10 protein-coding genes and 1 pseudogene are annotated in these 11,604 nt (G+C 67.0%); 4 read left to right on the plus strand and 7 right to left on the minus strand.

Going from position 1 to position 11,604, the window contains the following annotated elements:
- Positions 1-27: 27 nt before the first annotated feature.
- Together IB236_RS21975 and IB236_RS21980 are read right to left on the minus strand one after the other, a co-directional pair.
- Positions 28-1,506 carry an efflux transporter outer membrane subunit gene (locus IB236_RS21975; RefSeq protein ID WP_192422219.1) on the minus strand — a complete coding sequence of 493 codons (1,479 nt, stop codon included), beginning with the start codon at positions 1,504-1,506 and terminating at the stop codon, positions 28-30.
- A gap of 34 nt (positions 1,507-1,540) precedes the next feature.
- Positions 1,541-2,074 (minus strand): MarR family winged helix-turn-helix transcriptional regulator, encoded by a 534-nt coding sequence (locus IB236_RS21980; protein WP_056062509.1) that lies wholly within the window; start codon positions 2,072-2,074, stop codon positions 1,541-1,543.
- Positions 2,075-2,403: 329 nt separating this feature from the next.
- Here IB236_RS21980 and IB236_RS21985 point away from each other — a divergent pair, with 329 nt between their 5' ends.
- Positions 2,404-3,369: a ketopantoate reductase family protein gene (locus tag IB236_RS21985; RefSeq protein WP_192422220.1), complete on the plus strand. Its 966-nt coding sequence runs from the start codon at positions 2,404-2,406 to the stop codon at positions 3,367-3,369.
- 12 nt (positions 3,370-3,381) lie between these two features.
- On the opposite strand, the gene metE is transcribed toward IB236_RS21985, so the two are convergent.
- Positions 3,382-5,775, minus strand: coding sequence for a 5-methyltetrahydropteroyltriglutamate--homocysteine S-methyltransferase (metE, locus tag IB236_RS21990; protein WP_192422221.1), 2,394 nt, complete (start codon positions 5,773-5,775; stop codon positions 3,382-3,384).
- A 108-nt stretch (positions 5,776-5,883) separates the two neighbouring features.
- Here metE and IB236_RS21995 point away from each other — a divergent pair, with 108 nt between their 5' ends.
- Positions 5,884-6,822, plus strand: a complete 939-nt coding sequence (locus IB236_RS21995; RefSeq protein ID WP_099655585.1) for a LysR family transcriptional regulator — start codon at positions 5,884-5,886, stop codon at positions 6,820-6,822.
- Here IB236_RS21995 and IB236_RS22000 read toward each other — a convergent pair.
- Complete coding sequence (locus IB236_RS22000; RefSeq protein WP_192422222.1) at positions 6,800-7,231, minus strand: nuclear transport factor 2 family protein; 432 nt, start codon at positions 7,229-7,231, stop codon at positions 6,800-6,802. The genes IB236_RS21995 and IB236_RS22000 overlap by 23 nt on opposite strands.
- Before the next feature lie 97 nt (positions 7,232-7,328).
- On the opposite strand from IB236_RS22000, the gene IB236_RS22005 reads away from it, so the two are divergent.
- Positions 7,329-8,195, plus strand: a complete 867-nt coding sequence (locus tag IB236_RS22005; protein WP_192422223.1) for a LysR family transcriptional regulator — start codon at positions 7,329-7,331, stop codon at positions 8,193-8,195.
- A gap of 110 nt (positions 8,196-8,305) precedes the next feature.
- On the plus strand, positions 8,306-9,607 hold the full coding sequence (locus IB236_RS22010; protein WP_192422224.1) for a M20/M25/M40 family metallo-hydrolase: 1,302 nt from the start codon (positions 8,306-8,308) through the stop codon (positions 9,605-9,607).
- Positions 9,608-9,672: 65 nt separating this feature from the next.
- On the opposite strand, the gene IB236_RS22015 is transcribed toward IB236_RS22010, so the two are convergent.
- The 3 genes and pseudogenes from IB236_RS22015 to IB236_RS22025 form a co-directional block, all read right to left on the minus strand.
- Complete coding sequence (locus IB236_RS22015; protein ID WP_192422225.1) at positions 9,673-10,638, minus strand: 2-hydroxyacid dehydrogenase; 966 nt, start codon at positions 10,636-10,638, stop codon at positions 9,673-9,675.
- Positions 10,639-10,714: 76 nt separating this feature from the next.
- Positions 10,715-11,179 carry a nuclear transport factor 2 family protein gene (locus IB236_RS22020; protein WP_192422226.1) on the minus strand — a complete coding sequence of 155 codons (465 nt, stop codon included), beginning with the start codon at positions 11,177-11,179 and terminating at the stop codon, positions 10,715-10,717.
- Between the two features lie 153 nt (positions 11,180-11,332).
- A pseudogene (locus IB236_RS22025) lies at positions 11,333-11,604 on the minus strand (5-dehydro-4-deoxyglucarate dehydratase); the annotation flags it as partial.

The raw sequence follows: 11,604 nt of genomic DNA on the forward strand, positions 1-11,604 counted from the left end.
TGAGTGCGGTCCGGTGCGGTGGGCCGGTCAGTGCGCGGCGGCGGTGTGCAGCACGGCCGTGTCGTCCGTCCAGCCGCCACCCAGGGCCTTCATCAGCACCAGGCGGGTGTCGAGCTGGCGGGCGCGCAGGTCCACGGCCAGGCGGCGCTGGGCCAGTACCTGGCTTTCGGTGGAGAGCACCACCAGGTAGTTGCCCAGCCCTGCGCGGTAGCGCTCCTGCGCAAAGCGGTAGGCTTTTTCGGCGCTGGCCACGGCCTCGTCCTGCAAGGCCTGCTGGCGGGTGAGCGACTGGATGGAGGCCACGGCGTCGCCGGCTTCCTTCACCGCATCGAGCACGGCGCCGTTGTACTGGGCGATGGCCACGTCCATCTCGGCAGCGCGGCCGCCCAGCTGGGCGCGCAGGCGGCCCCCGTCAAAAATGGGCAGGCGCAGCGCGGGGGTCACGCCCATCTGGCGCGAGCTACCGTTGAACAAACGGTCCAGTCCCAGCGAGTTCAGGCCAATGAACGCGCCGATGTTGATGTTGGGATAGAACTCGCTGCGCGCGCTGTTCACACCTTGCGTTGCCGCTTCCACGCGCCAGCGCGCGGCCACCACATCGGGGCGGCGGCCCAGCAGGTCGGCGCCCAGCACCTCGGGCACGGCAGTGGGCTGCAGGGCAGCAAGGCGGGGCGTGAGCTGGGGCAGGGCGTCGGGCGCCTGGCCGGTCAGCACGGCCAGTTGGCGGCGGCCCAGGGTGATCTGCTCCTCGAGCGCTTCGATTTGTGTGCGGGCGTCGGGCACAGCGGCCTGGGCCTGGGTCAGCTCGACCTGGCTGTCCAGGCCGGCAGAGGTGCGCTCTTGCGTGAGCTTGCGCTGTTCTTCCCGTTGCTCCAGCGCGCGCGTGGCCACATCGCGCTGGGCCACCAGCCGGGCCAGCGCCACATAGCTGCGCCCCACCTGGGCGGCCAGGGTGTTGGCGGCGGCGGCTGCATCGGCCTGGGCGGCGCGGGCCTGGCCCAGCGCAGCCTGCAGCTCGGCAGCGTGCTGGCCAAAGAAGTCGGGCGACCAGCTCAGCGTGGCCTGCACGGTGCCGCTGTTGTATGTGTTGCCAGCCACCGGGGCGGGCACCAGCCCGTTGGCGGTGTAGCGCTGGCGGGTAGCGTCCACGCCCAGGGTGGCCTGCGGGCCGTTGGCGGCCTCGCGCACCTGGCTCAGGGCCACGGCTTGCTCCAGGCGGGCACGGCTCACGGCCAGGCTGGGGTTGCCCTGCAGGGCGGTGTCGATCAGGGTGTTGAGCTGCTCGTCGCCCAATGCTTTCCACCATTGGCTGGTGGCCACCACGTCGGTGGTGGTTGCGGTCAGTCCAGCGGCGGCCGGGGTGGTTTGCGCGAGCGGTGTGTGGGCCGGGCCGGGGTTGGCGCAGCCCACCAGCAGCAGCGCGGCGGCCAGGGCAACGGCCGATACCGCCAGATGGGCGGCGAGGGCAGAGCGGGTGGACAGGGAGGTGGGGGCAGTGGCGGTCACGGAAATCTCCAGGGGGCAGGGCAACAGGGCGGGGTCAACCGGCTGCGGGTTCGGTGGGTGAGGGTGGCTGCTGGCGCAGCGCTTCGCCGTTGGCCAGCATGCGGCGCAGCATGGACAGCAGCAGCTGCCACTCGTCATGGCTGAAGTCGCTGAGGTGGCCGTTGAGCACGTCGGCCAGCACGGGCGGCACGAGGGCTGCAATGCGCTGGCCTTCCGGTGTGAGCCTGAGTTGCACGACGCGGCGGTCCACGGTGGAGCGCTCCCGCACCACCAGGCCCTTGGCTTCCATGCGGTCGAGCGACCGGGTCATGGAGGCCGGGTCGGTCTCCAGGTCACGCGCCAGGCTGGCCACGGTCGCGGTCTCGCACAGCGACAACTTGAACAGTGGCAGCCACTGGGCGTAGGTGAGTTCGTGCAAAGACAGCTGGGCATCGGCCTGCGTGCGGATGGACGACATCACCTTGCGCATCAGGTAGCCGACGCTGTTTTCGGGCACCAGCTTGCTGGGGTCGTAGTGCTCGGCGTTGTAGAACGCGGGGGCTTGGCTGGGTTCGGGAGGGGCTGACATGGGTGGGAAATTTAATTGACTAGACAATTATTGTCTTTGCATTGATTGAATTCCTGACACTGGAGAGGGGCCTTTGAGCGGGGTGGGAGCCCACGAACGGGAGGTAACGGACGGGGGTTCGCGGTGCTGAAAATGGCGCGAGTGGAGGGAGTGCGCCCCCGCAAGCAGCCTTGCAGAAGGTCAATTTGCTACGTATTTGATAGCTGATAAGGCATGTTCGACTAGCGCATTAGCCCAAAAACCCTTGATTATTGGTGCGCAGGCTGCCGCCGATATAGTGGGGCGCCTTGTGACCGCCCCTTCCGTGACTTGCCCACCGGGACACCGCCATGACCGCTGCTGCTGATTCATCTGCCTCCCTGCCCACTGCCTTGGACATTGCACCGCCCCTGCGTTTTGCCGTGATGGGCGCGGGTGCCGTGGGCTGCTACTTTGGTGCCTTGCTCGCCCGGGCGGGCCATGCCGTCACGCTCATCGGGCGGCCCGCCCACGTGCTGGCCGTGCGTGACAACGGTCTGCGGCTGCAGACGGCGGCGATGGATGTGCAGGTGCCCCTGGCGGCCAGCACCGAGGCCAGCGCCGTGCACGGCGCGGACGTGGTGCTGTTCTGCGTGAAGTCGTCCGACTCGGAAGACGCCGCGCAGCAGATTCGCCCCCATTTGGCCCCTGGCGCGCTGGTGCTGACTTTGCAGAACGGTGTGGACAACGACGAGCGCGTGCGCGCCGTGCTGGACGCCAGCACCCCCGTGGCAGCCGCGGTGGTCTATGTGGCTACTGCCATGGGCGGCCCCGGGCATGTGGTGCACCATGGCCGGGGCGAGCTGGTGATTGCACCTTCGTCGCGCAGCGACGAGGTGGCCCGTCAGCTCACGGCGGCGGGCATTCCCACCCAGGTGTCAGACAACGTGCGCGGCGCGCTCTGGGCCAAGCTGCTGCTCAACAGCGCCTACAACGCGCTGTCGGCCCTGTCGCAGCAGCCCTACGGCCCGCTGGTGCAGGTGCCCGGCGTGACGCAGGTGATTGCCGACATCGTGGCCGAGTGCCTGGCGGTGGCGGCGGCCGATGGAGTGACGATTCCGGGCGATGTGCAGGCGGCGGTGCGCGGCATTGCCAGCACCATGCCCGGGCAGTATTCGTCCACCGCGCAGGATCTGGCGCGTGGCAAACCCACCGAGATCGACCACCTGAATGGCTATTTGGTCAAGCGCGGCGCCGCCTTGGGCGTGCCGACGCCGCTGAACCACGCGCTGCAGGTGCTGGTCAAGTTGGCCGAGATCAAGCGCGCTGCTGGCTGAACCGGGGGGCCGTCAGGCCAAGGCCGCCTCTTCCAGCAACCGCTCGCGCACTTCCTGCGCGGCCTGCACCATGTGGCGCAGGGCGGCTTCGGTCTCGGGCCAGCCCCGGGTTTTGAGGCCGCAATCGGGGTTCACCCACAGGTGCTCCACGGGCACGACCTCGGCGGCTTTTTCCAGCAGCGCAGCCATCTCCTGCACGCCAGGCACGCGGGGCGAGTGGATGTCGTACACGCCAGGGCCGATCTCGTTCGGATATTTGAAGTCGCCAAAGCCCTGCAGCAGCTCCATGTCCGACCGGCTCGTCTCAATCGTGATCACATCGGCATCCATGGCCGCGATGGCGGGCAGGATGTCGTTGAACTCGCTGTAGCACATGTGGGTGTGGATCTGCGTGTCATTGCGCACGCCGCTGGCACTGATGCGGAAGGCGCGCGTGGCGCGCTCCAGATAGCTCTTCCACCCCGCGCGGCGCAGCGGCAGCCCTTCGCGGATCGCGGGCTCGTCGATCTGGATGATGGCGATGCCGGCGGCTTCGAGGTCGCACACCTCGTCGCGGATGGCCCAGGCGATCTGGTCGGCCGTGGTGGCGCGGGGCTGGTCGTCGCGCACAAAGCTCCATTGCAGGATGGTGATGGGGCCGGTGAGCATGCCTTTCATGGGTTTGGCGGTGAGGCTCTGCGCGTACTGCGTCCAGGCCACGGTCATGGGCGTGGGACGGGCCACGTCGCCGTAGATGATGGGCGGCTTCACGCAGCGCGAGCCATAGCTCTGCACCCAGCCGTTGGCGGTGAAGGCAAAGCCGTCGAGCTGCTCGCCAAAGTACTCGACCATGTCGTTGCGCTCGGCTTCGCCGTGCACCAGCACGTCAATGCCCAGGGCTTCCTGCTTGCGCACGGCCAGGGCAATTTCAGCTTCCATCTTCTGTTGGTAGTGGGCCGCATCCAGTGCCCCGCGCTTGAAGGCGGCGCGTGCGGCGCGGATCTCCGCCGTCTGCGGGAACGAGCCAATGGTGGTGGTGGGCAACAGCGGCAGCTTCAGCCGTGCGCGCTGGGCCTTTTGCCGGGCAGGGAAGGCGCTGGCGCGCTGGTCGGCCCCTGGCGCGGCCGCGGCAATGCGGGCCGCCACGGTGGCGCGGTGCACACGCGGGCTGGCACGGCGGGCGGCCAGGGGGGTGCGGGCGGCGTGCAGTTCGTCGTCTGCCGCCGCTTCGCCTTGCGACAAGGCGGTGGCAAGCACGCGCAGCTCATGGAGCTTTTCTACCGCAAACGCGAGCCACGACTTCACCTCGCCATCCAGCTGCGTCTCGGCCTGCAGGCTGAACGGCACATGCAGCAGCGAGCACGACGGTGCCAGCCACAGCTCGCCCTGGTGCTTGTCGGCCACGGGCCGCAGCTTTTGCAGCGCCGCATCCAGGTCGGTGCGCCAGATGTTGCGGCCGTCCACGATTCCCACCGACAGCACTTTGTGCGAGGGCAACCAGTCGGCCACGCCTACCAGTTCGTCGGGCGCGCGCACGGCGTCCACATGCAGGCCGGCCACGGGCAGCTGGCAGGCCAGGCGCAGGTTCTCGGCCAGCGGCGAGAAGTAGGTGGCCAGCAGCAGCTTGGGCGCGCTGCGGGCGAGTTGCCAGTAGCTGGGCTCAAAGGCATGGCGCCACGCATCGGGCAGGTCCAGGCCCAGGATGGGCTCGTCGATCTGCACCCATTCCACGCCCTGGGCCTTCAGGCGTGCCAGCACGGCCTCGTACACGGGCAGCAGTTGCTCCAGCAGGCTGAAGCGGTCAAAGCCCGCCGCCTTGGATTTGCCCAGCCACAAAAAGCTCAGCGGCCCCAGCAGCACGGCCTTGACGCGGTGGCCCAGCGCCTGGGCCTCGGCCACCTCGGCAAACAGGCGCTCGCTGGCCAGGTGGAACTGGGTGTGGGCGCTGAACTCGGGCACGAGGTAGTGGTAGTTGGTGTCGAACCACTTGGTCATCTCCAGTGCAGGCTGGCCTGCGGTGTGGTGCTTGGCGGTGCAACCGGCGCTGCAGCCTGCGTGGTCAGGTGTGGTGTGGGCCGACACGCCCCGTGCCATTGCAAAGTAGCGGGCCAGCTCGGGCGTGTGGGCATCAAAGCCAAAGCGCGCAGGCTCGCAGCCCAGCAGCTGGATGTGGTTGGCCACATGGTCGTACAGCGCAAAGTCGCCCATGGTCACACAACCCAGGCCTGCATCGGCCTGCGCCTGCCAGTGTTGCTGGCGCAGCTGGGCGGCGGTGGCTTGAAGCTCGGGCTCGGTGCTGTCGCCCCGCCAGAAGGATTCGAGCGCGAATTTCAGCGCACGCTGCGCCCCCATGCGCGGAAAGCCCAGGGTGTGCGTGCGCACGGGGCGGCGGGTGGCGGCGGTTACGGAAACTGCGGCGAGCGACATGGTGATTTCCTTCTTCTGAATGGAGCAATGCAATGAAGGCACCGATGGTCACGCAGGCTCGTTTATTATTCAAACGAAAGTTTTAGTTGATCAACTTGAAAATTAATAATGAACCAGTCGATCCTGGAAGTACGCCACCTGCGCACGCTGGTGGCCCTGCGTGACAGCGGCAGCCTGGTGCGGGCCGCGCAGTTGCTCAACCTCACGCAGTCGGCGCTGTCGCACCAGATCAAGCTGCTGGAAGACCGCTACGGCCAGCCGCTGTTTGAGCGCAAATCGGTGCCGCCGCAGTTCACCGCCGTGGGCGAGCGGCTGCTGGCCCTGGCCGATGCCATGCTGCCCCAGGTGGAAGGCGCCGAGCGCGACATCGCCCGCCTGGTGCTGGGGCAGGGTGGGCAGATGCGCATTGCGGTGGAATGTCACACCTGCTTTGACTGGCTGATGCCCGCCATGGACGCGTTTCGCACCCGCTGGCCCGAGGTGGAGCTGGACATCGTGAGCGGCTTCCATGCCGACCCCGTGGGCCTGCTGCACCAGGGCCGGGCCGATGTGGCCATCGTGTCGGAGGTGGATGCCGACGAGGCGGGCGTGGACTACCACGCGCTGTTTGGCTTCGAGATCCGCGCGCTGCTGGCTAACACGCACCCGCTGGTGGCCAAGCCGCATCTGGTGGCGCAGGACTTTGCCGACCAGACCATCATCACCTACCCCGTGCCCGACGAAATGCTCGATTTGATCCGCCAGGTGCTGGAGCCCGCCGGCGTGCGCCCCCCGCGCCGCACCACCGAGCTGACGGTGGCCATGCTGCAGCTGGTGGCCAGCGGGCGCGGCGTGGCGGCGCTGCCGCTGTGGGCGGTGCAGAGCTACCTGGACCGGGGGTATGTGACGGCGCGGCCCATTGCGGCAGGACCTGGCGACAAAGGCCTGCGCGGCGAGCTGCACGCCGCCTGCCTGCCCAGCCTGTCGGCCAAGCCGTACCTGCAGGACTTTGTACAGGTCACGCGCGAGACGAGTTTTGTGACGCTCAAGGGCGTGGAGCTGCTGTGACCGGATCAGGCGCGTACTTGTCGCCCACCTCCTCACGCAGCGGGTGGGTGTCGTAGACGATGTTCATGTCGCGGATGCGGGTGCTGCCCGCGTCGAACGTGAACACATCCACGCAGGTGAACGTCACCTCGCGCCCATCGTTCAAAGTCCAGTCGTAGCGGAAATAGGCGGCCACCCGCACGGCGCCGCCGTTGTCTGGTTGCGCGGAGACGAACAGATCCAGCACGGTGATCACGCTGCCGCTGGAAGCCTGGGCGAGCTTTTGGAAAAAGTCGCTCGCGCGCATGGCGCCCAGAAAGGGCGAATGCACCACGCCATCGTCTTCAAAGCACGCAATCAGCCCGTCGGTGTGGCTGGCATGCAGGTGGGCGAGGTAGGTGCGGACGGTGTCGATGGGGGTGTGGCTCATACGTGGCGATGCAAAGGTCGTGGAATGGAGTGCGTAGCTTCGCCAACTCCGCGCCGCACGACAAGAGACAATGGTGGCTTATACATAAAAGGTGTTTATGTATCTGCGCTACCTGCAATACCTCCACGCGGTCATCGAACAAGGCTCGTTCGCCTTGGCGGCCAAGGCCTGCGGTGTGTCGCAGCCTGCGATCAGCCATGGCATGAAGGCGCTGCAAGCCCACTTCGCGCAGCCCTTGCTGGTGCGGGACGGACGCCGCCATGTACCCACCGACCTGGCCCGAGCCGTGGCCGCGCAGGCCCTGCCCCTGGCACAAGGGGTGGAGGCGCTGCCCCGCGCGTCAGTGGTTGCGGCAGACCGATACCTGCTGCGGGTGGGGCTGACGTCTTCTGCGGCGCTGGTCTGTGGACCGCTGCTGTATGCCAGCTGGTGCCTGCCCAACGCCCGGCGCTCGCTGGAGATGGCGACGGCCGATGAAGGCAGTCTGCTGGAAGGCCTGCTACAGCGGCGTTTTGATGCGGTCATTGCCCCCAAACCGCGCAAGTTTGCGCATCCCGATGTGGCGGAGCGCCCCCTGTACGAGTTGCATCCCCAGGTCTATGCGCGCAAGGGCCACCCATTGGTCCGGGCCCAGTCGCTGGCGCAACTGCAGGGCGCTGCGTGGGCCTGTGTGGGGCCCAGTGTCAGCGGACCGGTGGATGTGTTGACGGAAGCGCACCGTGTGCGCCGCATGCCCGCGCCCAAGATGTCCGTGCGCTGCCCCGACTTTGCCAGCCTGTTGCACCTGGTGGCGCAGTCCGACCTGCTGGCTGTTGTGCCGCACCCTGCGTTGCTGGGCGGTGCGTCCACGCTGGTGGCGCCCCTGCGGCTGGCGGAATCTCTGCCGCTGTATGGCATGTGGCTGTTCGAACCGCGGGGCCACAGGTCACGGCTGGGCCCCGAGGTGTTTGCGCCCGCGGGCTGAGTCTGGCGCGCAGGCGCTGACCGAAACATTGCAAGGAGGATCAGTGTTTGAAATTGGTGTTGCAAGACTCCATAATCGCTTTCCTCATTCCTTCACCGAGCCTTTGCACCATGCACCATCTGCAGCGCCGCCCACACTCAGCCCCTTCGTTTGTCCGCCCCCTGATGGCCTCGTTGGCGCTGGCGTTTGCCGCCGCCGTGGCCAACGCTGCGCCGGTGGCTGATGTCCATGCGCTGGCCCAGAAGGAGCAGCAGCCGCTGCTCGACACCCTGCGCGACCTGGTGCATATCGAGTCGGGCAGCAAGGACATCGAAGGCCTGAATCAGATCGCCGAGCGCATTGCCAGCCAGCTCAAGCAGCTGGGCGGCACGGTGGACGTGCTGCAAACCAGTGACATCTACCGCCTCGACGACACCCCCGAGAAGGTGGGCCCTGCAGTGCAGGCCGTGTTCAAGGGCACGGGCAGCAAGAAGATCATGCTCATCGCGCACATGGACACGGTGTACCTGAAGGGCATGCTCAAAGGCCAGCCGTTCCGCATCGATGGCGACAAGGCCTATGGCCTGGGCATTTCGGACGACAAGCAGGGCATCGCGCTCATCATCCACACCGTGGCCTTGCTGCAAAAGCTCAACTTCAAGGACTACGGCACGCTCACCGTGCTGATCAACGGTGACGAAGAAATCAGCTCGCCCGGCTGGCGCAGCACCATCACCCGTGTGGCGTCTGAGCAGGACGTGGTGTTGTCGTTCGAAGGCGGCGGCACCGACGGCACGCTGCGCCTGGCCACCAGCGGCATTGGAGCGGCCTACCTTACGGTGCAGGGCAAGGCATCGCACGCCGGGGCCAAGCCCGAGGATGGCGTGAACGCGCTGTATGAGCTGTCGCACCAGCTGCTGCAAATGAAGGACTTGTCCAAGTCCGACGAGGGCCTCAAGCTGAACTGGACGGTGTCCAAGGCGGGCACCAACCGCAACGTGATTCCGGCCGAAGCCACGGCCCAGGCCGATGCGCGCGCGCTGCGTGTGGCGGACTTCGACGGGCTGGAGAAAGGCCTGCAAGAGAAGGTCAAGAGCAAGCTGCTGCCCGCATCCAAGGTGGATGTGAAGTTTGAAGTGCGCCGCCCGCCGCTGGAGGCCAGCGACGCATCCCGCCGCGTGGCGGGTTACGGCAAGGTCATTTACCAGGAGCTGGGCATGTCGCTCAATGTGGTGGAAAAAGCCACCGGCGGCGGCACCGACGCAGCGTTTGCGGCGCTCAAGACCAAGGGCGCGGTGGTGGAGGGCATGGGCCTGTCGGGCTACGGCGCGCACTCCAACGATGCGGAGTACGTGCAGATCAACACCATCGTGCCGCGCCTGTACCTGGCCACGCGCATGATCATGGACATCTCGCGCGACCGCGTGAAGTGACGCGCTGAACTGCCCCACACCCTCCCTGTGAGGGCAGCTGCGTTACACAGGGCGCCGTGGCGGGCTCAAGCGCCCGGCGTGCCTGGCACCGGCGTGCGCACGGTGCCCGTCGCAAAGAAGGATGCCAGGTTCTCCAGCACCAGGTCTGCCATGGCGCGACGGGTTTCGTGGGTGGCGCTGGCGGTGTGCGGGGTCAGTACCACGTTGTCCAGCGCCATCAGCGCGGCGGGCACGCTGGGTTCGTTCTCAAACACGTCCAGCCCGGCGCCGGCAATGCGGCGCTCGGTCAGCGCATCGATCAGTGCCGCCTCGTCCACCACAGTGCCACGCGCCACATTGATGAGAAATCCGTTGGGGCCCAAGGCCTCCAGTACATCGCGGTTGACGAGGTGGCGCGTTGCAGAGCCGCCTGCAACGGTGAGCACGAGGTAGTCGGCCCACTGCGCCAGCGCGGTCACCGACTCGAAGTAGGGCAGTGCACATTCCTGCGCCGGGCGGCGGTTGTGGTACCCCACCTCCATGCGAAACCCGCTCGCACGCTCGGCCACGGCCTGCCCGATGCGGCCCATGCCCACAATGCCCAGCCGCTTGCCGGACACGCGGGTGCCCAGTGCGTATCTGGCCTTCGGCCATTCACCACGGCGCACAAAACGGTCGCTGGCGGCCACGTGGCGTGACACATCCAGCATCAGCGCGAACGCCATGTCGGCCACACAGTCGTTGAGCACGCCGGGTGTGTAGCCCACCTGCACACCACGGGCCTTGGCTGCATCGATGTCCAGCGCATCAAAACCCACGCCAAAACTGCTGATGACCCGAAGGTTGGGCAATGCCGCAATGACTTCGCCCTTGAGGCCGATGGCTGCGGTGGTCACCACCCCCGTGAACTCCGCACCGTGCGACGCCAGAAAAGCCGCCGGATCGGTCTGGTCGGCCAGGCGGGCGACGCTGTAACGGGCAGCCAGTTCGGCCTCCAGTGCAGGAAGGGGCAGGCGGCCGATTTGCAGGATGCGAGGGGGAGTCGTGGTCATGGTTTCGTGGGGCAACAGTGCCAAAAAATGCAAGGGGCGGCATACGGCGGCACACAGCCGCCCCGATGTGTCTACATCATGCCGCGACGCGCACGGCCTGGCGCGCCAGCAGCTTCCACTGGCCACCTTGCTGTTGCCACACGCCCAGGATCTTGATCTGCACCTTGCCGGGCTTGCCCGAGTCGTTGGTGTCGGCCGTAAGAGTGTGGCGCACGATGGCGGTGTTGCCCACCACCTTGATGGTCTGGTCGGTGATGGCGATGGTCACGAAGTCGGACTTGCCAGCGATCAGGTCGCCGATGAAGCTGTCCTTGGTGTCCACGCGGCCGCCCGAATGGCCGTAGCTCAGGTCGTCGGCGACGAGGGCGGTCAGTGCAGCGGGTGTGGGGTCAATCATGGCCACGCGCAGCTTTTCTGCGGCGGCAGCCACTGCCTGTTCGGTCGATGCCGAGGAGGCTGTGGTTGCTGCACCCGCGGCGCAACCTGCGAGCGCGGCAATGGTCACGGCGGCGGCCGCGGCGATAACGATTTGCTTGAACATTTTGTCTGTCTGCGTTGTTATGTTGGGGTTTTGGGAATGGGCGTGCCACGACTGCCTCCGGACCTGTGCACGGCCGGGCCCGGGGTGTAGGGGGGGCTGCAATGGGAGCAAAAAACGAGGGCCTGGTGAACCAGGCCCTGCGCTAGGCCGCGTTCACTGCGGCCCGAGCTTGTCAATCAGCGCCTTGAGCTCTTGCATCTCGTGGGGCTTGAGGTCCGTCAGCGGCGCCCGCACCGGCCCGCCGTCATGGCCCACGATGCGCGCACCCGCCTTGATGATCGACACGCCATAGCCCTCCACCCGGTTGCGGATGGCCAGGTACGGCATGAAGAACGACTTGAGCAGCCGGTGCTGCGTGGCCGTGTCATCGCTGGCCACCGCCTTGTAGAACTCCATCGCCGTCTTGGGGATGAAGTTGAACACCG

Source organism: Acidovorax sp. ACV02 (assembly GCF_014851475.1).
Taxonomy (GTDB): Bacteria; Pseudomonadota; Gammaproteobacteria; order Burkholderiales; family Burkholderiaceae_C; genus Acidovorax; species Acidovorax delafieldii.